This is a genomic window from Streptomyces sp. BI87 (assembly GCF_025957665.1).
GTDB lineage: Bacteria > Actinomycetota > Actinomycetes > Streptomycetales > Streptomycetaceae > Streptomyces > Streptomyces albidoflavus.
Map to the genome: position 1 here is coordinate 2,458,516 of NZ_CP110079.1, position 25,238 is coordinate 2,483,753.

General features: G+C 70.4%; 13 protein-coding genes and 1 pseudogene. 8 read left to right on the forward strand and 6 right to left on the reverse strand.

Annotated features, from left to right (window positions below):
* Positions 1-75 precede the first annotated feature (75 nt).
* Positions 76-7,794, reverse strand: a complete 7,719-nt coding sequence (locus OIM89_RS10570) for an RHS repeat-associated core domain-containing protein (RefSeq protein WP_264491180.1) — start codon at positions 7,792-7,794, stop codon at positions 76-78.
* A gap of 892 nt (positions 7,795-8,686) precedes the next feature.
* Between OIM89_RS10570 and OIM89_RS10575 the strand changes: the two genes are divergently transcribed.
* Both OIM89_RS10575 and OIM89_RS10580 read left to right on the forward strand, forming a co-directional pair.
* Positions 8,687-11,938, forward strand: a complete 3,252-nt coding sequence (locus OIM89_RS10575; RefSeq protein ID WP_157877559.1) for a DNRLRE domain-containing protein — start codon at positions 8,687-8,689, stop codon at positions 11,936-11,938.
* Between the two features lie 356 nt (positions 11,939-12,294).
* The gene (locus OIM89_RS10580; protein ID WP_264491782.1) at positions 12,295-13,512 is read left to right on the forward strand and encodes an IS110-like element ISSgr1 family transposase; all 1,218 of its coding nucleotides are present in this window, start codon (positions 12,295-12,297) and stop codon (positions 13,510-13,512) included.
* A gap of 70 nt (positions 13,513-13,582) precedes the next feature.
* Here the strand turns inward: OIM89_RS10580 and OIM89_RS10585 are convergent.
* A pseudogene (locus OIM89_RS10585) lies at positions 13,583-13,939 on the reverse strand (winged helix-turn-helix transcriptional regulator); the annotation flags it as partial.
* Positions 13,940-14,028: 89 nt separating this feature from the next.
* Here OIM89_RS10585 and OIM89_RS10590 point away from each other — a divergent pair.
* Positions 14,029-14,952, forward strand: coding sequence for an NAD(P)-dependent oxidoreductase (locus OIM89_RS10590; protein WP_151168323.1), 924 nt, complete (start codon positions 14,029-14,031; stop codon positions 14,950-14,952).
* 85 nt (positions 14,953-15,037) lie between these two features.
* On the opposite strand, the gene OIM89_RS10595 is transcribed toward OIM89_RS10590, so the two are convergent.
* Complete coding sequence (locus OIM89_RS10595) at positions 15,038-15,991, reverse strand: LysR family transcriptional regulator (RefSeq protein WP_051720697.1); 954 nt, start codon at positions 15,989-15,991, stop codon at positions 15,038-15,040.
* A 70-nt stretch (positions 15,992-16,061) separates the two neighbouring features.
* Here OIM89_RS10595 and OIM89_RS10600 point away from each other — a divergent pair, with 70 nt between their 5' ends.
* Entirely contained in the window at positions 16,062-17,000 is a 939-nt protein-coding gene (locus OIM89_RS10600) for an NAD-dependent epimerase/dehydratase family protein (RefSeq protein WP_030307890.1), read from the forward strand.
* Between the two features lie 14 nt (positions 17,001-17,014).
* Positions 17,015-17,899, forward strand: coding sequence for an aldo/keto reductase (locus OIM89_RS10605; RefSeq protein WP_030307888.1), 885 nt, complete (start codon positions 17,015-17,017; stop codon positions 17,897-17,899).
* Between the two features lie 85 nt (positions 17,900-17,984).
* Here the strand turns inward: OIM89_RS10605 and OIM89_RS10610 are convergent, their stop codons facing one another.
* Together OIM89_RS10610 and OIM89_RS10615 are read right to left on the reverse strand one after the other, a co-directional pair.
* Positions 17,985-18,734 (reverse strand): GntR family transcriptional regulator, encoded by a 750-nt coding sequence (locus tag OIM89_RS10610; RefSeq protein ID WP_030698672.1) that lies wholly within the window; start codon positions 18,732-18,734, stop codon positions 17,985-17,987.
* Between the two features lie 10 nt (positions 18,735-18,744).
* Entirely contained in the window at positions 18,745-19,299 is a 555-nt protein-coding gene (locus tag OIM89_RS10615; protein ID WP_030698671.1) for a GntR family transcriptional regulator, read from the reverse strand.
* A 176-nt stretch (positions 19,300-19,475) separates the two neighbouring features.
* Here OIM89_RS10615 and OIM89_RS10620 point away from each other — a divergent pair, with 176 nt between their 5' ends.
* Complete coding sequence (locus tag OIM89_RS10620; protein ID WP_078858148.1) at positions 19,476-19,910, forward strand: ATP-binding protein; 435 nt, start codon at positions 19,476-19,478, stop codon at positions 19,908-19,910.
* On the forward strand, positions 19,907-20,248 hold the full coding sequence (locus OIM89_RS10625) for a hypothetical protein (protein WP_030698670.1): 342 nt from the start codon (positions 19,907-19,909) through the stop codon (positions 20,246-20,248). The genes OIM89_RS10620 and OIM89_RS10625 overlap by 4 nt, the downstream gene beginning before the upstream one ends.
* Positions 20,249-20,272: 24 nt before the next feature.
* Here OIM89_RS10625 and mfd read toward each other — a convergent pair whose 3' ends face one another.
* Positions 20,273-23,806, reverse strand: a complete 3,534-nt coding sequence (gene mfd, locus OIM89_RS10630; protein WP_047468165.1) for a transcription-repair coupling factor — start codon at positions 23,804-23,806, stop codon at positions 20,273-20,275.
* Between the two features lie 426 nt (positions 23,807-24,232).
* On the opposite strand from mfd, the gene OIM89_RS10635 reads away from it, so the two are divergent.
* Positions 24,233-25,237, forward strand: coding sequence for a LuxR family transcriptional regulator (locus OIM89_RS10635; RefSeq protein WP_030698668.1), 1,005 nt, complete (start codon positions 24,233-24,235; stop codon positions 25,235-25,237).
* The last annotated feature ends 1 nt before the right edge of the window (position 25,238 follow it).

Below are 25,238 nucleotides of genomic sequence, written 5' to 3' on the forward strand. Positions count from 1 at the left end.
TGTATCGCAGACCGTAATATCCTCACCGAAGCGAAAATTGCTCACAGGAGCCTCATCCTCCCCTGGAGGAGCGTGTCACTTTCTCTCCCAAATCGGATCGTCGAAATCAAAATCGATGTCCCCCGTCTCAGGGTCCCTCATCCAGACACGAGATACCGCACTCCAGGGTATTCCACCCTCGAATGCCACTTCCGCTTCGTGCGCGTTGGGATTGACCCCAGGCCCTAGCCGCGCATTCACATCAATGCCACCTGACATTCTGATCTCATATACGTAGAGACCAGCGTTCCCTCCTGCGGGGAACGTTGCAGCGGTGTTGGCATGCTTGGAAGTGCTCACAAAGTTGCTAGGGGAGTTTTTCACTACATATTCGTAAAGGGTGGTGCTGGAACCCGGGGCTTGCGGAGTGAAACCTCCATCAGCTTGGATTTCTTCAGGCGAACGAGACTCCCCGCGGTAGACGCTACCGCAATTGTGAACCAGAACCGGCGCAGTCCCCGCCACCACATAATACGTATGCGTCCCCGCGACCGTCAGGTTGTGGACGGTGGCCTGGGTGGTGCGTTGGGTGATCGCGGTGATCTGGATGCGGGTGCCGGCGGAGGTCTGGAGGTACTGGCCGGTGTTGAGGTCGGCCGCGTCGATCCAGGTGTCCAGCTGGGGGACCCAGAAGGGGTGGCCGTCGGTGGCCGTGAGGGTGGTCGGGGCGGGGCCCTTTCCGCCGGCGGACTTGGTGCCGGACTCCGTTTCCGCCTCGGACTCGGGGTCGGTCGTGTGCAGGGTGATGTCGACGAGGTGCTTGGTGCCCTTGCCGGTGATGGTGGCGGTGACCTTCTGCGGGGAGGTCTCGCCGGTCTCCGGGTCGGTGGTCAGGACGGTGTCGCCGATGGCGACGTCCTCGATGGGCTTCGTGGTGCCGTCGGCCATCATCACGGCCGTGCCGGGGGTGAAGCTGTTGTCGGTCTTGTTGATGGGGCAGGAGCCGCCCTCAGAAGCGCCCTCGTGCTCGTCGGGCTTCCTGTTCTTGCCCGGGCCTGAGCTGTCGTCGCCCTTGGACTGTTTACGGGCCGTCGTGGACTGGGTCTTGGCCGCGGTCTTGGTCGCGTTGGTCTTGGCCGCCTTCTGGACGGCGTTACCGGTTTTCTTCTGGGCTTCCTTGGCCGCGCGGGTCGCGGCGGCCCTTGCCTCGGCCGCCCTTTTCTTGGCCGCCTGGGCCGCCTTCTTCGCGGCGGCTCTGGCCGCGGCCGCCGCCTTCTCCGCGGCGACCCGGGCCCGCTCTGCCGCGGCGAGCAGCTGCTTCGCCGCCCGCTGCGCCACCCGCCACGCGCCGATGGCCGCGTCGATCCGCTCGATCGCCTTCCAGACGGCAGGGATCTTCCCGAGTTTTCCGATGGGAATGGCCGAGATGACCATGCTTCCGCACGCCCACAGATCCCCGCGCCCGAAGCATGCCTTGATGTCACCCCACCCGATGAACTCGCCGAGCACGGCCCACCCGTTGGACAGAATGATGTCCCACATCGTGGTGCCCATGGTGGCCTTGGCGTCGCTGACCGCCGAGGCCGAAGGCCCGTCGTAGTAGTCGGACGCGTCGATGCCCGAGGAGAGACCGCTGGGGTCGGAGTAGGTGACCGGGTTGTTCTCGGCGTAGACGTACCCGTTCATCTGGACGGGGTCGGCCAGGTCGAGGATCGGGTCGGCCGACAGGAAGCGTCCGGTGTACGGGTCGTACATCCGGGCGCCCAGGTGGGTCAGGCCGGCCGCGTCGTCGTCGTTGCCGCCCACGAAACCGCGGTGCGAGCGCCAGCGGGAGTCCTCGGTGCGTTCGACGCCGAAGGGGTCGCGCAGGGAGAACTGGACCTGGTTGCCCTGTTGGAGGCCGACGCTGACGTAGGCGCTGCCCGTGTTGTCCTGCACCTGCGCGGAGAGCGTGGCCTCCGCACCGCCCTCGGCGTGGCGCATCACGGTGGGCGCGCCCGGCTGCGAGTAGTAGCGCTCGGTGTAGGAGGGAGCCTTGGACGCCGTGGTGGCGACGGTGGTGGAGCCGAGGTGGAGGACGTTCTGGCCGGCCGAGACGGACAGCAGCCGCTGGCCACCGGGGCCGTAGATGTACGTGGTGGTGTCGGCGGGTGCCCAGACGGAGCCGGTGCCCGAGCAGGCGCCGAGGACCATGTCGGTGCCGACGGCCGGGTTGGTGCCGGGCACTGTGAGGCACAGGCCGGAGGCGACGTGCTTCAGGGCGCCGGTCGAGGTCGCCGTCCACTGCTGGGAGGCGGTGGCCGAGGAGCACGGGGCGATCACGACCAGCGTGCCCGCGCTCGTGCCGCTCTTGGTCGGCTGGGCGCACCGGCCGACCACCTTGAGCTGGCCGGTCGCCGGGTCGGCCTTGGCGTCGGCGGCCTCGATGCGGAACTTCTGGCCCTTGGCACCGTTGCAGCCGTATGCCTGGAGGGCGGTGCCCGCGTTGGTGAGGCCGGAGGTCAGATCCAGGCACATGCCGCTCGCCGTGTTGACGAAGGCGCCTTCGCCTGAGGCCCCGAAGCCGGTGATCTTCTCGATCTGACCGTCCCAGGTCCAGGCGAGGGCCTGTTCGTCGCCGCCCTGACGGCGTGCGGTGGTGTTGCCGCCGGCGTCGTAGTCGTAGGTCGACTCCTCGGTGATGCGGACGCCGTTGTCCTTGGTGAGGGTCGAGGTGGAGGCGGAGAGGGTGTGCGGGCGCTTGCCGTCCTCGGTGCCGTACCGGTAGGTGGTGCGGGTGTCGTTGGCGGCGTTGAGTGCGGGGTCGTGGTTGACCAGCTCGGTGCGGTTGCCGACGGCGTCGTACCGGTAGGAGTTCCAGTAACCGTTGTTGTCCGCGGTGACGTTGACTGTTCCGTCGCCGTAGTCCGGGATGCGCTCGGTCTTGCCCGTCGCGCGGCAGCCGTCGTTGGGCGAGGTCCACGCCTCGGTGAGCTGGCCGATCGGGTCGTAGGCGTAGCACTGGCGGTCGGTGCGTCCGCCGGAGTAGTCGGTGATCTGCCGGACGTTGCCCGCGTCGTCGTAGTTGTAGTAGCGGGAGTTGACCCGGTGGCCCGTGACGGCGGTGGTGTCGGTGGTCGACTCGCGGTCGACCACCTGACGGGTCAGTTCGCCGGTCGCCGCATCGAAGAGCTGCGTGGTCCAGACTCGGGAGGGGTTCTCACCGGAGGCGGTGCGCAGCACCTGCCCCCAAGGGCTGTACGTGGTGTCTGCCGCGTACCAGTTCTCTCCTGAGGTGGAGACCGGCAGACCGTCCTTGTTGTACCGGGTGATCACCTTCTCCGCGCCGAAGGTGCCGGCCGCGGGCAGGGTGGTCGACTTGAGCAGGCCGTTCCTGGCGTACTCGTAGGTGTGGGTGTACGTCTCCTGGAGCCCGTACTTCTGCGCGACCAGCGGCGGGAGGGAGAGCTTCTCGCCGAGCGGCTGGTAGTCGGTGGTGTAGCCGGTGACGGTCGAGGTGTGGGCGAGGCCGTCGGTGTAGCGGGTGCTGGACGCGGGCAGGCCGAGGGCGCCCACGGCGTCGTAGGTCGCGGCGGTGAGGCGTTCCCCGAGCGGGTTGTCGCGGCGCTGTTCGACCGGCCGCGAAAGGGCGTCGTACTTGGTCCAGACGGTGTTGCCCCGGCTGTCGGTGGTGCTGACCGGGCGGTCCAGAACGTCGTAGGTGGTGGTGCTCGTGCCGGTGTCCGGGTCGACGGACTTGGTCTGGCGGCCCCGTGCGTCGAAGTCCCAGCTCCAGGAGTTGCCACCGGCGTCGGTGGCCTTGACCTGGTTGCCGCGGGCGTCGAACTCATAGGTCGAGCTGCGGAACTTGGTGCGCGCCTCGTCGGTGAAGGTGTCCACCCGGACGGTGCGGCCGAGCGCGTCGCTCCAGGTTCGCTGGGTTGCGGCGCCCTTCGGCTCGACGACGGTGGTGTGGTCGTAGCCTCGGACGACATGCACGGCCTTGGAGGGCTCGGCCTTGCCGTTGAGGTACGGCGTCTCGGTCAGGACGCGGCCCAGGCCGTCGTAGGAGTACAGCGTGGCGTTCTGGACCTCGGAGTCCGATTTCGGGTCGAACATCACGCCGTCGGGGTCGCCAGTGGCGTAGTAGGCGTTGTTGGACTGCCGGACGGTGCCGTTGGCGCTGTAGAGGGTGTCGGTGATCAGCCGTCCCTCGCCGACCGCGGGAATCTGGGTCTGGCGTTCGCGGCCCAGGCCGTCGTAGAAGACGACGCTGCGGTCGTAGGTGCCCTCGTTGTTCAGCGCTGAGGTGGTGACGTTGACCGGGTTGCCCTGCGAGATGTCGTAGGTGAACTTCACCGAGGGGTCCTCGGTGCGGGGCTGGCTGGGTGCCCACGCCTCGGTGGTGCGGCCGAGGGCGTCGTAGGTGTAGGCGGTGGTCCGGCCGTTGGCGTCCGTCTCCCGGAGGGCGACGCCCCGGCCGGGCTCGATCTCGGTGGTGGTGGTGTGGCCGAGCGCGTTGGCGGTCTTGACCTCGTAGACCTGGCCCGAGGCGGGGGTGTACGTGGTGGTGGAGGTGTTCTTGAGCGCGTCCTCCGCCGCGGTGGGGCGTCCCAGGGAGTCGTAGGTGACGGTGCCGCTGGGGTTCCAGTTGTCGCCCGCGGCGTTGATGGTCCAGGTCATGGTGGCCTGGCCCTTGGTGGGGGCGTCCTGGAAAGCGCGCTTGTCGTAGGCCACGCGGGAGCCGGAAACCCACTCGCCCGGCTTGTCGCAGGTCCCGGCGGTCGTCAGGGACTGGGCGGACAGGCCGATCAGGTGCGCGCCGGTGTTGTGTACGTAGGTGTTGACCGTGCAGCTCTCGTCGCCGGTGCGCGCCGTGTCCCCGAGGAACTCGGTGGAGACGGGGAGACCGTAGGTGTCGTCGTAGGCGGTGCGGGTGGAGACAGTCCGCCAGGCGTCGGTCTCGTCTCCGCTCTTGCCGGAGTACCGGGTGACCGTGTCCGTTCCGGCCGCGAGGACGCGGTACGCCCTCAGCGCAGGGATGCCGCCGTCGCGCTTGCGGGTGGCCAGCACCTGCGGGCTGGAGGGTCTGTCCACCGTGCGGGTGAGCAGTGTGCCGCCCGCCTTGGTGTACGTGCGGGTTTCGGCGACGCGTCCCTGGTAGGCGAGGTGATCGGTGGCGATCGTCCCGTTCTCGGCGTCCTTGACGACGGCCTCGCGGGACTTGTTCTCACCGGGCAGCGGATCGCCGTCCATCCCGCGGAAGAAGACGGTTTCGGTCATACCGGCCTGCGTCGCCGTGTAGCCGCTGCCACTGTCGGCGCCCGTGAGGGTGCGGACGAGGCCGAAGCCGCGCCACTGGTCGTACGTGCGGGTCTTCTTCTTGGAGAACTCCGCCTGGTTCAAGGCCCAGCCGCCGCCGTCCCCGAGATACTCGTACCTGGTGAACTCGCTCGGGCTGCCGGCGATGTTGGGCTTCTCCTCGACGGTGTCCACCACGTACTTGTGGAACCAGGAGAGCGTCTCGTCGGCCTTGTCGGGGTCCGGATGCCAGTACACGGGGTAGCACAGCCCCGTGTTCTTCTCCGGTGCGGGCAGGCCCTCGCCGGTCTGGCAGGGGCCGCGTGGGCTCCGGTACGAGACGAGGGTCTCGCCGCCGTACTCGTTGACGATCCGCTCGATCCGGCGGCGGTCGAAGTCGGGCCGTTTGTCGGCGGCGCCGAGGCGAACGCGGTTGGGCATCGACTCCTGGTTGCCCACGAACTCGATCGGGTTGAGGGAGTCGGGCTCCCCCGCGGTGTCGTAGCCGATGCGGGTGATGGAGTCGAGCCAGAGGGCGGTCCCCTCATCCGTGAGGTGGGGCGGCAGGGACTGGTGCAGCGTCCAGCTGTCGACCTTGGAGAGCTCGGTCGACCCCTTGGTGCGCTGGGTGTAGGTGGTGACCTGCTCCAGACGCTTCCGGGACCAGAAGGTGGGCACCGGTACGTAGCACTCGGCGCTGCCGCCCTTGCAGTAGAGGTCGGCCGGGGTGTCGTACCAGATGCGGTTCTTGTAGTGGTGCCCCGAGCTGAAGTTGGCGTCCGTGCAGGTGACGTCGGACTCCTTGAAGCAGCGCTCCTCGGTCCGGAAGGTCACCCGGGACAGCGGGGCCTTGCCGTACACCTTGTCGTCGTCGACGCGCAGGCCGTAGTCGATGCGCTCCAGATAGCCGCCCCGGTCGTACGGGACCGCCTTCTTGAAGGCGTTGTTCTTGGCGTAGTGGTTCGTCTCCTGCTTCCAGTAGAGAGCCATGGCGTTGTCGTGCACGTCGACGACGTAGTCGAGGTTCCAGCGCCACGCCTGGGCGCAGAAGGAGTCGGCGAAGGCCGCCTTGTAGCAGGGCTCGTCGGGGTGGTTGCCGGCCACCGGCGCGGTGAGCACCGAGTTGGTGGCCTGGTCGCCGTCCTTCCAGCCGGGCAGCCGGTTACGGCCGAACCAGTACTCGGTACCGTCCCGGGTGGTCACGACCCAGTGCTCACCGTCGGCGTCCCCGTTGGCGTAGCCGCTGTTCTTGCGGAGCTCGACCTTGCTGCCGTCGCCGTTGGCCGTGACCCAGATGTCGGACTTCTCGTCGTCGTCCTTCACCAGCTCGGTGGTGTTGCCGCCGAGGGTGAGAACGGCGTTGTCGGAGGCCCAGCAGAGGTCGCTGGTCTTCCGCTTCTCGTTGTTGCCGTCCTTCGCGTCGTCGCGGCACGAGCGGTACGTCCGGCTGATGGACCCGGCGTTGTACTCCCAGCCGTCGCCGATCCATGAGGCCTGGTTGTTGGTGGCCGAGGTACGGCCGTCGACGCCCTGCGAGTTGTAGTTGAACGAGAGGCTCGGCGAGGGGCCGCCCGGTACGACCGGGGTGTTCAGCGTGTAGCCGTACGTGAAGGCGCCCGAGGAGCCGCCCGCCGACCAGGAGCCGGCGCTCGCCAGCGGGGTGGCGGCGAAGTCACCCTGCGAGCCGCTGCCCTTGGAGGTGGCCATCAGCACGGTCCCGGCCTGGGTGTTCGTGGCCGCCGCCTGACGCAGCGAGGTCAAGGCCATGCCGTCGCCGGTGCGCGGGCGGAAGAGCGCGTCGGTGGTGGCGCCGGACGTGTGGGAGACGGCCGGGCTGGGTGTGGGAGTGCCGTCGTCGGTGAGTTCGGCGACGTCGAGCGTGGCCGTGATCCGCCGGGTGCCGTCGAGCTTGCCGTCGGTGGGGGCGTCACCGGCCTTGGGGGTGACGCTCTGATCGGTGCTGACGTCCGCGGGCTCGGTGCAGGCCTCCACCTCGGGGGTCTCGAGGAAGCAGGACGGCAGGCGGGTCAGGTCCAGGCGATCCGCCCAGGCAGCGCCGTACAGCTCCGCGAACTCCGTGTAGTCCAGCGAGACCACGACCTCGCCGGACGCCTCGGCGGGAGGGTTCACGGAGAAGACGAGACCCTGGATCTCGGTCGCGGCGACCTCCTCGGGTGAGGCCAGGGCCGCCTGCCACTCCCCCTCCAGCGCCTCGGTGGCCTCGGCGGACGCGTCCTCGGGGGCGCCCACCGCGATGGGGAGGTCCCCGAGGGGGACGAGCTCCCCCGGCGCGATGTCCGACAGCTCCTCGACCACCTGGCCGCCCGCGGGCTCCGCCACCGCCTGGGGGTCGAACTCGTCCTCGGGGTCGATGTTGCCCGTGGTGAGCTCGGTGAGGCGGTTTTCCTCGGCCGCCTCCTGGGGCACGTCCTCGGGGAGATCGACCAGCTCGACACCGCTGCGGTCACGGTCCGGGGGCGCTGCGGCGGCGAGCGGGACCGCCCCGACCATCAGGGAGAGGAAGATCGCGGCCACAAGGGCGAGCCTCGGGCCGCGGAAGCCGTCACGGTTCCGCCGCGCCTGACGTCGTCTCGACGTGGCACGCGCGCTGCGCAGAACTGATCTCCACACGGCTTTCACAGCCCCCTGCGATTCGGCAGGGGTCAGAAAAACGGATTCTGAGGGTCCACCGCTCCCCGATTGATGAGCGGAATCTTGCGGAGAGACCCGACGTCACGTCAACTCGGCAGAGAGTTACGTGACTTGGTTCACAGGATGTTCAGGGCAACAGTGGATCATGCTCCTGCAAACAGCAGGAAGGGCGCCACCGAGACAGAGGCGCCCATCTCCCACGAGGTCACACAGCGGCTGTTCTACCAGGTCAAAATGGCCTCTTCGGACGGTACGCATACGGAGCAAATTCCCCTGAAACGATCCACCGGGAAATCCTGGGGCTTCCCCGAGGCACCCTTTTCCGCCCTTCGCGACACCCCGGAAGAGGCAGAACAACCGACCCGGTTGCCTCCTCGACAGGCTTTCCCGAATTCAGGCCGGTGGCGGGACGGGGGCCCGTACGTCATCCTTCGTTCGTGCTTTCACCTGGCCGGTGGCTTTTCCAAAGCTTCACTTGGGCTTCGCAGGTGTGACGGCGGCGCCCGGCGTACCTCCTCGACGCGTCTGCCACTACTCACGAGGGGCAGGGAACGAGAACGTGGAGACACCGGAACCGAGGCGCCGCACGCGTCGCCGCCGAGCGGCCGCCGCCGTGGCCGGAGTGACGGCAGCCGCCCTTGCCGTGGGGACTCTGCTGTGGACCGACGCCCAGGACCGCGACACCGCCGCGTCGGCTGAGCACGGTGCACAGGAAGCCGGCCTGCCGGAGGACAGGGCTCAGGAGAAGGCCGTACGCAGCGGTAAACGTGTCGAGGTGACGGCCGCTCGCACCGAGACGAGCACCACCTACGCGTTGCCGAACCGCAGCTTCGAACTGGTCAGCCACGCCGCACCGGTACGCGCTCGGGTCGATGGCCGGTGGCGCTCCATCGACACCACCCTGCGGCGGACCGAAAAGGGCTGGGCCCCGGTTGCTTCCACCGCGCCCGTGGTCTTCTCGAACGGAGGACGGGCCTCGGAGACGGACCAGGTCTCCACCGGCCGGAGCGACCTCGGTACCACCTCGTCCGCCGTGTTGCGCCGCACGACGGGAGCGAGCACCACTTCCCGGACGGCCACGGCGGAGGACCCTTCCCGCTTCACCGAACTGGTTCGCCTGGTCACCGACGGGCACGAACTGGTCCTCAGCTGGCCCGGGGACGTGCCCGAGCCGGTGATCGAGGGCTCTCGCGCGCTCTACCGGAACATCCTCCCCGAGACCGATCTGCTGCTCACCGCGCGGGACGGGGGCTTCAACCACGTCCTGGTGGTCCACACCGAACGCGCCGCCACCAGTCCGGAGCTTCTCAGCCTCCCCTACCGGCTGACCTCCGACGAACTGGTCTTCCGTCACGATGCCAAGACCGATGTGGTGACAGCCGTGGACCGGGACGGAGACGAGTTGGCGGTCAGCCCCACCCCCTTCGCCTGGGACTCGGCGGGCACCCTGGCCGTCACGGAGGGCAGCGACCCGGAACCCGACCCACTCCCCGACCCCACGCAGGCACCGGAGACGGACGAGTCACCCAGTCCCGGCGGAGCACACGACGGAGATCTCGAGGAGCCCACCCGGCCGCCCTCGGACGCCGACGATTCCGAGGGCCCGGTCGACCCGGCTGCCCACCGGTCGCAGGCGCCGCGTCCGGAGGCCGGCGCATCCGTACGTGAAGCCGCGTTCGTGACCCGTCCCTCTCTCACCGACCGCCAGATCCTCGACCTACCCGGCCTGGCCGGTCCCGACCCCGGCACTCACGCCGCGGCGGCCGAGGCGGAACTCGACGGCGAGGACACCCACGACGCCGTGCTGACCGTCACACCCCCGCGCGGACTGGTGACGGGCGAGAAGACGGAGTACCCGCTCTTCATCGACCCTTCCATCACCGCGAAGACCACGAACTGGACAACGGCGTACGACCGGTTCAAGAACTCCAGCTTCTACGACGGGGCCAACTACAACACCGGTACGACCGAGGGCCGGGTGGGGTTCGAGTCGACCACCTGGGGCACCTCGCGCTCCTTCTTCCGGCTCGACGGCCTCAAGAACCTCAAGGGCGCCAAGATCTCCGCTGCGTCGGTCCGCCTGCTGGAAACCTACTCATGGTCCTGCGACGGGCGCGTGGTGGAGCTCTGGCACACGGGTGCCATCTCCTCCAAGACGACCTGGAGCAACCAGCCGGACTGGAAGCGGCAGGTGGACGCGCTCGACGTGGCCCACGGCTACAACTCGTCGTGCCCGGACGAGTACATCGACTTCGACGGCCGGTCGCTGGTCCAGGACGCCGCCGACGGCGGGTGGAGCTCGGTGACCATCGGCCTCCAGGCCAGGGACGAGAAGTCCGCGTACGCCTGGAAGAAGTTCCGCGCCGAGGGCAAGAACGCCCCACACATCAAGATCACCTACAACCGCAAGCCGAAGACCCCCTTTGCGCTGGACCAGTCGCCCGGCCCCACCTGCGACCGTTCCGCCCCCTACCCTCACATCGGCAAGCGCGAACTGCGCCTGTCGGCGTCGAGCACCGACCCCGACAAGAACCTCAAGTCGCTCACGTTCGAGCTGTGGCGCACCGGCTACGCCGACACCACGCTCAAGTCGAAGACGGTCAGCGTCAGCAAGGACGACGACAAGGGCAAGGGCAGCGCCGAGGCGATCTTCCCGGTTTCCGACCTCAAGAACGGCTGGACCTACTCCTGGGGGGTCAAAGCGACGGACACGAGCGGCGCTAGCTCGGAATGGGCGCCCCTGAACACCGACGAGCTCGATCCCACCTGCCGCTTCGTCTACGACAGCACCTTCCCCAACTCACCCGAGGTGACCTCGACGGCCTTCCCGGAGGAGACGGACGCAGGCGACGTGTGGTCGGTGAAGCCCCTGGGCAATCCTGGTGAGTTCACCTTCGCTCCCGTCGAGGACAAGGACGTCACCAGCTTCGGGTACTCCTTCAACACCGGCACCTGCGCCACCTCCAAGGCGGTCCAGGCCGGCGCCTCACTGAAGATCAGCCTCTCGCCGCCCTTGGCCGGGCCCAACATCCTGTACGTCTGCGCAAAGGACAGCGCCGGCAACACCTCCACGCCGACCGCCTATGTCTTCTACGTCACCCCCAGGGACAGCGCCGACACGCCCGGCGATGTGACGGGCGACAACTTCCCCGACCTCTTCGTCATCAACGGCGCCGGCAACCTCTACCTCTACCCGGCCAACGACAAGGGCGACCTGCACCGCGGCATGCCGGCAGCCCACAGCTCGGGGCACCAGCTGATCCTGCCGGCCGACGATGAGAGCAGCGACCCTCTGGCCCCCGGGTACTGGAAGGCCGGCGACAAGCCCGCCCTGCTCGCCCACGGCGGCGACATCCTGCCGGGCGACGGCCTGGGCGACCTCTTCGCTCGCATGCCCGACGGCAAGCTGTACGTGTACCGCGGCGACGGCTACGGAGGCGTCGACATCGAACAGCGTCAGCTGATGGAGCTGCCTCCCGGCCCCGACCCCGCCCTCTTCGACCAGATGATCGTCGGGGACTACGACGCCGACGGGCACACCGACCTCTTCGCCACCACCACCTCAGGCGGCCTCTGGGCCCTCACCGGATACACCGGAGCCTCCTTCGTCGCGGCGCACGAGATCGCCGTCAGCGCCTGGGAGAGCCGGGATCTGGTGACCCTCGGAGACGTCGACAAGGACGGGGTACCCGACCTACTCTTCCGCTCGGAGTCGGACAACCTTCGTATCCGGTACGGCAGGAAGGCGACCACCGGCGGCGCCACCCTCGATTCCCTGGCCACCTCGGCGGGGTCGCGGCCCGGCAGCGACCAGACGTACGCCTCCGGCTGGACGGCGGCGGGCTATCCCACGCGGTTCCTCAGGGGCACCCCGGACGTGACAGGCGACAGCATCCCTGACATCTGGGCGCTCTCCCCGGACGGCAGCGTCAAGGTCTTCGCCGGCGGCGCCACCCAGCTCGGAGCCGGAGTCACCGTGATCAGCGCCGGCAGCGGGTGGGGGACGACGAAGCTCAGCTTCGGCTGACCTTCGTGGCGGGGGCCCCTCGTGGGCTCCCGCCACGTGTCGGCACTCCCGCCTCGGCGAGCGTCCTGTCAACGCGCGACCGCTTCCCCCCCCCGTTATGTTTTTCGTGGTCCTGCAACGGGGCCGCTGGCCTCCGGGCCCGGTATGACTGTTGCCCCCTGTCGAACGTGATGACCTGGGGGGTGGTGTCGCCAGGGTCCGGGGGTGTTCGTCGGAGACGCTGATCAGAGGTCCGGCCACCGCCTGGTCCGGCGCAATGCCGGACGGTTCGCGGGCGGCAGGTCTGCATAACGTGGATGCGCGAGCACGACACCCAAGCCGAGGCCGGCACCGTCAACATCCCCGGAAAGGGCGCGATGTTCGAGATCGAAGACGTGGGCGTGTTCCTCGGCCTGGACGTCGGCAAAACCGCTCACCACGGCCACGGACTCACCCCGGCCGGGAAGAAAATCTTCGACAAACCGCTACCCAACAGCGAGCCGAAACTGCGGGCCGTCTTCGACAAGCTGACCGAGAAGTTCGGCACCGTCCTGGTCATCGTGGACCAGCCCGCCTCCATCGGCGCCCTCCCGCTGACCGTCGCCCGCGACGCCGGCTGCCGCGTCGCCTACCTGCCCGGCCTGGCCATGCGCCGCATCGCCGACCTCTACCCCGGCGAGGCCAAGACCGACGCCAAAGACGCCGCCGTCATCGCCGACGCCGCACGGACCATGCCGCACACCCTGCGCTGCCTGGAACTCACCGACGAGATCACCGCCGAACTCACCGTGCTGACCGGCTTCGACCAGGACCTCGCCGCCGAAGCCACCCGCACCTCCAACCGGATACGCGGCCTGCTCACCCAGTTCCACCCCAGCCTCGAACGCGTCCTGGGCCCCCGCCTGGACCACCAGGCCGTCACCTGGCTCCTGGAACGTCACGGCTCCCCGGCCGCCCTGCGCAAGGCTGGCCGCCGCCTACTCGTCGAACTGATCCGCCCCAAGGCCCCGCGCATGGCACAGCGCCTAATCGACGACGTCTTCGACGCCCTCGACGAGCAGACCGTCGTCGTCCCCGGCACCGGCACCCTCGACACCGTCGTGCCCTCCCTGGCCGCTTCGCTGGCCTCCGTCCACACCCAGCGCCGTGCCATGGAAGCCCAGATCAACACCCTGCTGGAGGCCCACCCTCTTTCCCCGGTCCTGACGTCGATGCCCGGCGTCGGCGTCAGGACCGCCGCAGTCCTACTGGTCACCGTAGGCGACGGCACCAGCTTCCCCACCGCCGCCCACCTCGCCTCCTACGCCGGCCTCGCCCCGACCACGAAGTCGTCCGGGACCTCGATCCACGGCGAACACGCACCCCGAGGCGGAAACCGGCAGCTCAAACGCGCCATGTTCCTCTCCGCCTTCGCCTGCATGAACGCCGACCCCGCCTCCCGCACCTACTACGACCGCCAGCGAGCCCGCGGCAAAACCCACACCCAAGCCCTCCTCCGCCTCGCTCGCCAACGCATCAGCGTCCTGTTCGCCATGCTCCGCGACGGCACCTTCTACGAACCCCGGACACCGAAAAACGTCGAGCTCGCCGCATAACCCCAGCAACCCCGAACCACCCCAAACCCGACAGGGATGCCTTGACGAAAGACATAGAGGCACCCCCCCCGCCCACCACCTCGCACCCCTCCCGGCGAATCCGCTCCTCGCCCCAGGCCCCCAGCGCCCCCAGGGCCTCGTTGAGGGTGTGGCCGTGCTCGGTCAGGGAGTACTCGACGCGGGGTGGGACCTCGGCGTACACCTCGCGGTGGACGAGGGCGTCCTCCTCCATCTCCCGCAGGTGCTGGGTGAGCATCTTCTCGCTGACCCCCGGTACCCCGCGCCGCAGTTCGGCGAAACGGCGGACGCCGTGGGCGTGCAGCTCCCACAGGATGAGCGCCTTCCACTTCCCGCTCAGTACGTCGAACGCGGCGTCGATGCCGCACAGATACGGCCCGACACGCGGCGCCTTGGCTCTGGCCGCCATACCCCTGCTCCCCTCACGCACCAAAAGGTAAGTACCGCAGTAAATAGTGGGTACTTACGATCCTAGTCGCGCCCCCACAGCATGGAGCCGTGAACGCACACCAGGAGAACCCGCACCCCACCGCTCAACTTCCCACCCCTGTCACGGTGATCGGCCTCGGCCCGATGGGCCGGGCGATGGTCCGTACCCTCCTCGCCGCCGGCAACGAGGTCACCGTCTGGAACCGGACCGCCTCCCGCGCCGACGGCGTCGTCTCCGACGGGGCGAAGCGCGCGACGACCCCGCGCGAGGCCATCGAGGCGAGCCCGCTGACCCTGCTCAGCCTCACCGACTACCCGGCGATGTACGACATCCTCACCGACGCCACGGCCGCCCTCTCCGGCCGCACCCTGGTCAACCTCAGCTCCGACACCCCCGACCGCTCCCGGGAGGCCGTCACCTGGGCCGCCGGGCACGGCGCCGCCTTCCTCACCGGCGGCGTCATGAACCCGGCCCCGATGGTCGGCACGGACGAGGCGTACGTCTACTACAGCGGGGACGAGGACGTCCTGACGCGCCACCGGGCCGCACTGGCGGTCATCGGCGCCCCCAAGTACCTCGGCACCGACCCCGGCCTCGCCCAGCTCATGTACCAGGCCCACCTCACCGTCTTCCTCACCGCCCTCTCCGGCCTGATGCACGCCACCGCCCTGCTCGGCACCGCCGGCATCACCGCCGAACAGGCCCTCCCCGAACTCTTCCTCACCGCCGACACCATCGGCGCCATGATGACCGCCGGCGAGGACCGCCCCGGCGCCGCCCTCGACGCCGGCGAACACCCCGGCGACCTCAGCACGGTCACGATGATGGGCGCGACGGCCGACCACATCCTGGAGACGAGCGCGACGCTCGGCCTGGACCTGGCCCTGCCGAGCACGATCCTCGGGCACTACCGGCGGGCGGTGGAGGACGGTCACGGGGGTGACAACTGGACGCGGATCATCGACGGGATGCGGGAGCCGCGGGTGGGGTGAAGGGGACCGCAGCGCGCTCATGTCCGGGCCGGAGGTACGGCGGGTGCCCGGCCGGGGCCACGGTGTACTGCCGTCACCGCAGGGCTCAGGAGGTGCTCCGCCGCCGGACCCCGACGGGCCCGTGGCGGAGCAACTCGGCCGGTGTCGCGTCGGCTTGCTCACGGAGGGCGTGCACGAGCGTCGTCGCGTGGGGCTGGTCGCGGCCGGCGAGCGTGGCGACGCCGATGTGGCGGACCGGGCCCGGGGGAACGATCGGGACGGTGCTCAGTCCCGGGATCTCGGGGGCCAGCGCGATCGACGGGATCAGGGAGATTCCCAGGCCCGCGGCGACGAGGGAACGGGCGAAGAAGTAGTCGGTGGTGGTCCCGCGGATCTCCGGGTCGAAGCCGGCCCGCTCGGCGTAGCGGCGCAGGTACGCCTCGGTCTTCAGACAGCCCAGCACCCAGGGTTCGGCCGCCAGGTCGGCGAGGTCGAGCGCGTCCTGGCGGGCCAGCCGGTGCCCCTGCGGCAGGACGACGTGCAGGGGGTCTTCGAGAAGCGGCGTCCACGTCAGGCTGGAGCGAGGGCCCGGTCCGGCGGGGAGCGGGCCGTCGAAGTGGTAGGCGAGGGCGAGGTCCACGGCGCCCTGGCGGACGAGGGGGAGAATCTCCTCGGGCTCGCCCTCCCTGATGTGGAGCACGGTGCGGGGGTGAGCGGCCATGAGCCGGGGCAGGGCGGCGGGCAGCAGGAGCCTGCCGCCGCTGGTGAAGGCGGCGACGGTGAGCTGGGTGCGGCCGGTGCTGAGGGTGGCGATCCGCTGTTGCGCGTGTTCGAGTTCGGCGGCGACGGATTCGGCGGCGCCGACCATGATCCGGCCCGCCGGAGTGAGCGTGACGCCCCGGGTGCTGCGTGCGACGACCTGGGTCCCGAGTCCGCGTTCCAGGGCCGCCACCTGCTGGGAGACGGCCGAGGGGGTGAGGTGGAGAGCCGTGGCTGCCTGATTGAAGCTGCCGTGTTCCGCCACCGCCCGCAGGACACGGAGCCGCTGCACATCGATCAACAGTTTTCCTTCATACCCGTCCAGCAAGTGAGGACTTCTGCTGGTGACGGTAGCTCCCCAAGATGGGGACATGTCAAAGATCTGCGTCATCGGCGGAAGCCGGTACTTCGGAAAGCTCCTGGTGGAACGTCTGCGTGACGCGGGCCACCAGGTCACGGTCGTCAACCGCGGCTCCACCGCGCCACCCGCCGGCGTCACCCGTCTCGTCGCCGACCGCGACGACGAGGCGGCCCTGACGGCCGCACTCGGCACCCGCACCTTCGACGTCGTGGTGGACCAGGTCTGCTACACCCCGGTGCAGGCCGCGATCGCCGCCCGCGCCTTCACCGGCCGCACCCGGCGCTACGCCATGACCTCCACCATCGAGGTCTACGACCCCGCGACCGCCGCCCTGCCGCCCGTACCCCCGTCGACCCCCGTACCGGAGGAGAGCGTGGACCCGGCCGGCTGGCGGGTGGCCATGGACCTCCCCTGGCACGACGACGCCTACCTGGACGCCCACTACGCCGAGGGCAAGCGGCAGGCCGAGGCCGTCTTCGCCCGCACCGCGGGCTTCGCCTTCGCCTCGGTGCGCAGCGCGCATGTTCTGGGCGGCGGCGCGCAGGAGTTCACCGGTCGGCTGGCGCACTACACCGGGCGCGTCAGCCGGGGCGAGGACATCGCGGTGCACGCCCCTGCGCTGCCCACGGTCTTCATCCACCACGAGGAACTGGCGGATCTGCTGTCCTGGGCAGCCACCGCGGATTTCACCGGCCCGGTCAACGCCTGCTCCGACGGTCCGCTCGACGTGCGCGGCCTCACCGGGATCGTCGCCGCACAGGCCGGCCGGAAGGCCGTCCACCGGATCGTCCCGGCGGGCGAGAAGGCTTCGCCGTTCTCCTTCGACCGTCACTACGCCATGAGCAACGCCCGCGCGAAGAAACTGGGCTTCGCCTTCTCCCGCACCACCGACTGGCTGCCCGGCGCCGTCGCCGCCGCTCTCGCCCTACCCGCCGCTCCCACCGACTGAGGAATCAGGCCGCCATGAAGTACCGCACCCTCGCGCACACCGCCGTCAGCGCCATCGGCCTGGGCGCCATGCCGCTGTCCATCGAGCACCGCCCGGACGAGGCGCGGGCGGTCGCCACCCTTCACGCCGCCCTCGACGCCGGGGTCACCCTCATCGACACCGCCGACAGCTATCACTGGCACGCCGCCGAGGCGGGCCACAACGAGCTGCTGATCGCCCGCGCGCTGGCCCGCTACGGCGCCGACACCTCCCATGTCCTGGTGGCCACCAAGGGCGGCCGCGGTCGCCCGGGCGACGGCAGCTGGACCGTCACCGCCACCCCCGACCACCTCAAGCGAGCGGCCGAGGCCTCCCTCGGGCGCCTGGGCGTCGACGCGATCGGCCTGTACCAACTGCACAAGCCGGACCCGGCCGTGCCCTGGGCGGACTCCGTCGGCGCGCTGCGCGAGCTGCTCGACGCCGGCACCGTCCGTGCCGTCGGCATCTCCAACGTCACCACCGACCAGATCCGCCAGGCCCATCAGATCCTGGGCGACGGACTCGTCTCGGTACAGAACCGCTACTCGCCCGCCGTCCGGGACAGCGAGCCCGAGCTGCGGCTGAGTGAACAGCTGGGACTGGCCTTCCTGCCCTGGAGCCCGCTCGGCGGCATCTCCCGCAGTTCCCTCGACGGCCCCTCCGGCCTGGCCCCCGCCGCCACCGCCTTCCACCGCATCGCCGCCGGACACGGCGTCAGCCCCCAGCGGCTCGCCCTGGCCTGGCTGCTCGCCCGCTCCCCGGCGATGATCCCGGTCCCGGGAGCGAGCCGCCCGTCCTCCATCACCGACTCCGCCAGAGCCGTGGAACTCACGCTGACCCCGCGCGAGCTGGCCGAACTCGGGGACGCGCTTCCGGGCTGAACCGGGCCACGGGGCCCTGCACCGGCTTCCGCAGCAACCGGCTGCGTGTGCGACCGGAGCACCACGCGTGCCCGTCGCGCGGACGTCACGCCACCCCGAACCCGTACTCCAGCTCGTACAGATGCCCCGCCTTGACCATCACCGTCGCCTCCACCGGCGTTCCGTCGGCGCTGAAGGCCACCCGGAGTGTCCGCAGTACCGGCAGACCGGTGGGCAGGCGGAGCAGCCGGTGTTCTTCCTGGGTCGGCACGCGGGCCGAGACGCGGTCGACGCAGCGCCGGGGTGGTACGCCCAGCTCCGCCAGGACGGCCGGGGCTCCGCCACGGATCTTGCGGCGTACGGCCAGAGCCGTCCCCCGCGCCAGCGCCGCCGGGTAGTACGAGGTGACCAGCTCCGCCGGGTCCTCGCCCAGGAGGAGAAGCTGGCGGCGACGGACGGCCAGGTCCGGCTCGCCCGTCCCGAGGGCCGCTCGTACGTCGGCCGGAGGCACGCACTCGGCGACGTCCAGGAGTTCACTCCGGGCCGGTGGGGTCTCGTCGTCGGTCTCCGCCAGCCAGCGGGACGGCGTACCGGAAGCTCCGGCGGCCAGGTAGGAAGACGGCCGGACCGTTCGCTGCCTGCGCGCCCTGACCGTCACCGAGGCACCGGCGCGGCCCACCACCAACTCCTCGCTCTTCAGAAGCTGCAACGCCTTCTGAATCGTGGCGTTCGACGCGTCGAAGCGCTTCTTGAGCTGTGCGGTCGAGGGCAGGGCCGACGCGGGCGCGAGGTCACCGCTCAGGATCTGCGCCCGCAGGTCCGCCGCGATCCGCTCGTGCAGCGAACGCGGGTCCACGCCGCCTTCCTCACCGCGCGTCACGGTCACCCGCCCTGAACCGGTACCGCAGTCGCTGCCGCCTCGGTGCCATCGCCATCACGTCGAGCTGGACGGGGTGCCCCTCGGCGTCCTCGGTGAGCCGGACGAGCTGGAGCAGGGGTTCGGAGCCGGAGAGGGCGAGGGTGGCCGCTTCGTCCGGGGTGGGGAGGCGGGCCGTGACGTCCTCCTCGACCCAGGTGCCGACGTGGCCCAGTTCCGCGAGCAGGCGTACCGCTCCCCCGCGGATCTTGGCCGTTCCGGCGAGGGCGGTCCCCCGGGCGATCGACGCGGGGTAGTAGGTGTCCGTCAGCTCGCAGGGCTCGTCGTCGGCGTACATGATGCGGCGGCGGGCGATCACCGGCTGGCCGGGCTCCAGTCCCAGCCGCCCGGCGACGAGTTCGGGCGCGGGAACTTCGCCCGCCTGGACGATGCGCTGCGTCCCGCGCCGCCCCTCTGCCCGAGCCTCGGCCGCCCACGCGTCACCCCCGGCACCGCCTGCCGCGAGATACCGGGCGGAAGTACTGGCCCTCTCGGCGTCGCCCACGACCCACCGTCCTCTCGGCTCTCCCCGCGCAATCTACGGGACCACACAGTAGGCGACCGTTCCAGACAGCTCACCCTACCTTGCTGGAATTCGCGAAAAGCAGTACGGTCACCCAGCGTCGCTCGAGGCGTGCGCAGAGCGATTTCTTCTGGGTTCCGCGTCCAAGGAGGACGGGCTTGAGTACGACAGCTTCCGCAGCCAGGGTCCGCGAATGGTCCGGAGAGTTCCGGCCGGACCGGAGGGCGGTGCGAGAGGCGAGAGCGGCCGCGAGAAGGCTGCTCCCCCGGCTCGGCTACCGGGGAGAGCTGGATGCTCCCGTACTGATCGTCTCGGAGCTGGTCACCAACGCCGTCGAGCACGGTTCATCGCCGGAAGACACCGCACTTCTGCTGCGGCTGAGCGTCCACCCGTGCGGCGGATTGTCCGTCGAGGTGACTGACGGAGGAAACCTCCCCGCTGGGCCACCCGCACCGCCTCCCCACCCGGAAGCCGAAAGCGGGCGCGGTCTGTTCCTCGTCAACGCGCTCGGAGCTCGTACGACCTGGGAACAGGTCGCAACGGGCAAGAAGATGTGCGCGTTCCTCCCTCTGGGCGGGACGGTGCCCCGATGAACGCCGCAGGCGCCTCGCACCGGTGGCCAGACCCGGATCTGTTCTGCATGAAGGCGCTGCACAGGCTGTCGGTCACTGCGGACGCCGTCCTGGCAGGGCAGGGCCTCTCCACGCGTCAGGCCCGTCAGCTGACCGCCGGGCTGCGGGCCTTGTGCGAGAGCTACGACGAGGCGACCCATCCTGCCGTGGTGGCAGCGGTACGCGCCGCGAGCAGGGCGCTCGCCCTCAAACGTTCCCCCGTCCTCACCCTGGCCACGCATGCCCGCGGACTCCTGGACCTGACCTTCCGGCTACGCGCCGAGGGGCCACCCGCACACCCCGGTCCGCGACCGGAGTGAGGACGGGGGGCGGCCCCACGCCCCCTACGACCCCAGAATCGAAGTCAGGAACTCCCCCACCCACGACAGCAACTCCCGCCCCACCACAGGCTTCCCCCCGATCTTCCCGGTCGTCGGGCGCGGAACCAGGATCTGGTGGGTGTTGGCCTTGATGACCGTGCGGGGGTAGAGGCGGTTGAGGCGGAGTTGCTGGGACTCGCGGAGTTCGACGGGGGCGAAGCGGACGTTGTTGCCCTGGAGGACGATTTCCGCGACGCCGCAGGAGCGGGCGAGCATGCGGAGGCCGGCGACGAGGAGGAGGTTCTCGACGGGCTCGGGGAGTTTGCCGTAGCGGTCGGTGAGTTCCTCGCGGACGGCGCGGATGTCGTCCTCGGTGGTGGCGGAGGCGATGGCGCGGTACGCCTGGAGGCGCAGGCGCTCGCCGGGGGCGTAGTCGTGCGGGACGTGGGCGTCGACGGGGAGTTCGATCTTGACCTCGGGGGCCGGTTCCTCCTCGACGCCGCCGTCGAGGGCGGCGCGGTAGTCGGCGACGGCCTCGCCGACCATGCGGACGTACAGGTCGAAGCCGACTCCCGCGATGTGTCCTGACTGCTCGCCGCCGAGGAGGTTGCCGGCGCCGCGGATCTCCAGGTCCTTCATGGCGACGTACATGCCGGCGCCCATCTCGGTGTGCTGGGCGATGGTGGCGAGGCGTTCGTGGGCGGTCTCGGTCAGGGGCTTCTCGGGCGGGTAGAGGAAGTAGGCGTACCCGCGTTCGCGGCCCCGGCCGACGCGGCCGCGGAGCTGGTGGAGCTGGGAGAGGCCGAAGTTGTCACCGCGTTCGACGATGAGGGTGTTGGCGTTGGAGATGTCGATGCCGGACTCGACGATCGTGGTGGAGACCAGGACGTCGAACTTCTTCTCCCAGAAGTCCACGACGACCTGTTCCAGGGCCTGTTCGGACATCTTGCCGTGGGCGGTGGCGATCCGCGCCTCGGGGACGATCTCGCGCAGCCGGGCGGCGGCCTTGTCGATGGACTCGACCCGGTTGTGGATGTAGAAGACCTGGCCCTCGCGGAGGAGTTCGCGGCGGATGGCGGCGCCGATCTGCTTCGGGTCGTAGGGGCCGACGAAGGTGAGGACCGGGTGGCGCTCCTCGGGCGGGGTGGTGATCGTGGACATCTCGCGGATGCCGGTGACCGCCATCTCCAGGGTGCGCGGGATGGGGGTGGCGGACATGGTGAGGACGTCGACGTTGGCGCGGAGCTTCTTCAGCTGCTCCTTGTGCTCGACGCCGAACCGCTGCTCCTCGTCGACGATGACCAGGCCGAGGTCCTTGAACTTGGTCTCGGAGGAGAAGAGGCGGTGGGTGCCGATGACGATGTCGACGGAGCCGTCCCGCAGCCCCTCCAGGGTGGCCTTGGCCTCGGCGTCCGACTGGAAGCGGGAGAGGGCGCGGACGTTCACCGGGAACTGCGCGTACCGCTCGGAGAAGGTGCCGAAGTGCTGCTGGACCAGGAGGGTGGTGGGGACGAGGACGGCGACCTGCTTGCCGTCCTGGACGGCCTTGAAGGCGGCGCGGACCGCGATCTCGGTCTTGCCGTAGCCGACGTCGCCGCAGATCAGGCGGTCCATCGGGACCGTCTTCTCCATGTCGTCCTTGACCTCGGCGATGGTGGAGAGCTGGTCGGGCGTCTCCATGTACGGGAAGGCGTCCTCCAGTTCGCGCTGCCAGGGGGTGTCCTGGCCGAAGGCGTGGCCGGGGGCGGCCATCCGGGCCGAGTAGAGCTTGATGAGGTCGGCGGCGATCTCCTTGACGGCCTTCTTGGCGCGCGCCTTGGTCTTGGTCCAGTCGGCGCCGCCGAGCCGGTGCAGGGTGGGGGCCTCGCCGCCGACGTACTTGGTCACCTGTTCGAGCTGGTCGGTGGGGATGTAGAGGCGGTCGCCGGGCTGGCCGCGCTTGGCGGGGGCGTACTCGACGAGGAGGTACTCGCGGGTGGCGCCCTGCACGGTGCGCTGGACCATCTCGATGTAGCGGCCGACGCCGTGCTGCTCGTGGACGATGTAGTCGCCGGGCTCCAGGGTGAGCGGGTCGATGGTCTTGCGGCGCCGGGTGGGCATCCGCTGGCCGTCCTTGCCGGCCGCCTTCTGGCCGGAGAGGTCGGTCTCGGTGAGGACGGCGAGCTTGAGGCGTTCGTCGGTGAAGCCGTGGTCGATGGCACCGCAGGCGACGTGGACCACGGAGGGGCTGATCTCGCCGAGGTCGCCGTCGAGCCGGGCCGGGACGCCCTCGGAGCCCAGCACCTCGACGGTACGGGCGGCGGGGCCGTGCGCCTCGGTGACGAAGACGGTCCGCCAGCCCTCGCCCAGCCACCGCTTGGTGTCGGCCAGGGCGCGGGCGGTGTCGCCCCGGTACGTCTCGGGGGCGCGCATCCCCAGCTGCCAGGTGTCGCCGTCGTACGTCTCCTCGTCGGCGGCGAACGGCGAGACGGACCACCACATCATGCCCAGTTCGCGGGCGCGGTCGCGGACGTCGGCGATGCCCCGCAGGGAGGCCGCGCCGACGTCGATGGGGGCCTGGCCGCCCTCGGCGGAGGCGGCCCAGGACGCCTGGAGGAATTCGAGGCTGGTGGCGACCAGGTCGGCGGCGCGGGTGCGGACCCGCTCGGGGTCGCAGACCAGGGCCATGGCGCCCTTCGGCAGCACGTCGAGGAGGAGTTCCATCTCGTCGACGAGGACGGGGGCCAGGGACTCCATGCCCTCGACGGCGACGCCCTCGGCGATCTTGCCGAGGAGTTCACCCAGCTCGGGGTGGTCGACGGCGAGGGCGGCGGCCCGCTCGCGGACCTGGTCGGTCAGGAGGAGTTCGCGGCAGGGCGGGGCCCACAGGCCGTGGTCGGCGATCTCCAGGGAGCGCTGGTCGGCGACCTTGAAGTAGCGGATCTCCTCGACCTCGTCGCCCCAGAACTCGATGCGGACCGGGTAGTCCTCGGTCGGCGGGAAGACGTCGAGGATGCCGCCGCGCACGGCGAACTCGCCGCGCTTCTCGACCAGCTCCACCCGGGAGTACGCGGCGGCGGCCAGCGCCCGCACCACCTCCTCCAGGTCGGTGGTCTGCCCGGCCTTCAGCGCCACCGGCTCCAGGTCGCCGAGCCCCTTGACCTGCGGCTGGAGGACGGAGCGTACGGAGGCGACGACGACGGAGACCGGGCCGGTCTCGGGGTCGTCGGCGTCCGGGTGGGCGAGGCGGCGCAGCACGGCGAGGCGGCGGCCGACGGTGTCGGAGCGGGGCGAGAGCCGTTCGTGCGGCAGCGTCTCCCAGGAGGGGTACTCCACGACGCCGTCCGGCGGGAGCAGGGTGCGCAGGGCGGCCGCCAGGTCCTCGGCCTCGCGGCCGGTGGCGGTGACGGCGAGCACGGTACGGCCCGTCTCGCGGGCGAGGGCGGCGACGGTGAAGGGGCGGGCTGCGGGCGGGCCGACCAGGTCGGCGGTGAGGAGGTGCCCGTCCCCGGCCGCCTTCAGCGCCTGGGTCAGCGCCGGGTCCTCGGTCACCGCGTCGAGCAGTCCGTGCAGGCTCATGTGGGGAATCCGTCCTCGTTCGTGCGCGTCGTGGTCGTCGTCCACCGCGTGCCCGGCGCTTTCACGCCGCGGGGGCGCCGCCGGGGCGGAGTCGTCACGCCGCCGGGGAACACGCGAGTGCCCGACACGTCCAACGGGCCGGGGGTCTCCAGCGTACGACGTGCCGCCGGCGCACGCGTCCGGCACGGTACGTCGCGTCCCGCTCGCACTGGGTACCCATCCGCGTACCGTACGGACGGAAGGCCCCCGGGGTTCATGCGGAACCGGGCACGGTTGGCTCACTCTTCGCACACAATTCGCACCGGCCCCATCCCCGCGCGGCGCGCGAGCGCTTACTCTGTGCCGAAAAAACCTCGACCGTCGCGGCACGGGCCCGGACAATTTCCGGAAAGTGCCGTCGGCCCATGACGCAGCCGGGGGCAGAGCGTGGGTGACAACGAGATGGCCGTCTTCGGGCTCTCCGCGACCGAGGAGGAGCTGTACCGGCATTTCCTGCGCAATCCGGGGACCTCCGCCGACGATGTGCACCTGCTGCTGCGCACCGCCGACCGGGCCGACAAGGACGCGGCCCGGGCACTGGACCGCCTCCGCGAGCTGGGCCTGCTGCTGCCCGCCGGGCCGGACGGCCGGGTGCTCCCGGCCGACCCCGAGCAGGCCGTCTCCCGCCTCACCGACCGGCGGCTGCACGAGCTGCACCAGGATCTGCGGCGCGTCACCCGGTCCCGGCACGTGGTGGACGGGCTGCGGGCCGAACAGGGGGCGCGGACCGCCGCCCCGCAGGGCATCGAGCAGATCGAGGGGCTGGCGGCGATCCGCGGCCGCATCGAGGACCTGGCTTTCTTCGCACGCGAGGAAATCCTCTCCGTGGAGCCCTACACGCGGCTCTCCCCGGAGAACATCGCCCGCTCCCGTCCCCTGGACCTGCGCTGCCTGGCCCGCGGCGTCACCATCCGCAACGTGGTCCGCCGCTCCGCCCTCGCCGACCCGCCGACCGCCGCCTACCTGCGCGAGCTGGCCGCCGCCGGCGCCCACATCCGGGTCGCCGAGGAGGGCGAGGCCGGCGAACGCCTCCTCGTCTACGACCGCCGCACCGTCCTGGTCCCCCTCGACCCTCGCGACACCGCACGCGGCGCCCTGCTGGCCCACAAGAGCGGCCTGGTCGCCAACATCATCGCCCTCTTCGAGAAGATCTGGGCCCAGGCCGCCCCTCTGGACGCCGCGGCGGGACAGCACGGCGAGAGCCCCCTGAGCGAGATGGAACGCCGGGTCCTCCTGGCCATGTGCTCGGTCGGCAAGGACGAGGCGGGGGCCCGGGAGCTGGGGGTGTCGGTGCGGACGTACCGGCGGCACGTGGCCGACCTGATGCAGCTGCTGGGGGCGGCCAGCCGGGCGCAGGCGGCGCTGCTGGCGCGGGAGCGGGGGTGGGTGTGAG

What these genes read in the sequence shown, in the direction of transcription:
- OIM89_RS10580 (WP_264491782.1), top strand. Translation starts at nt 12,295, where the DNA reads ATGTTCGAGATCGAAGACGTGGGCGTGTTCCTCGGCCTGGACGTCGGC.
- OIM89_RS10600 (WP_030307890.1), top strand. Translation starts at nt 16,062, where the DNA reads ATGTCAAAGATCTGCGTCATCGGCGGAAGCCGGTACTTCGGAAAGCTC.
- OIM89_RS10605 (WP_030307888.1), top strand. Translation starts at nt 17,015, where the DNA reads ATGAAGTACCGCACCCTCGCGCACACCGCCGTCAGCGCCATCGGCCTG.
- OIM89_RS10625 (WP_030698670.1), top strand. Translation starts at nt 19,907, where the DNA reads ATGAACGCCGCAGGCGCCTCGCACCGGTGGCCAGACCCGGATCTGTTC.
- mfd (WP_047468165.1), bottom strand. Translation starts at nt 23,806, where the DNA reads ATGAGCCTGCACGGACTGCTCGACGCGGTGACCGAGGACCCGGCGCTG.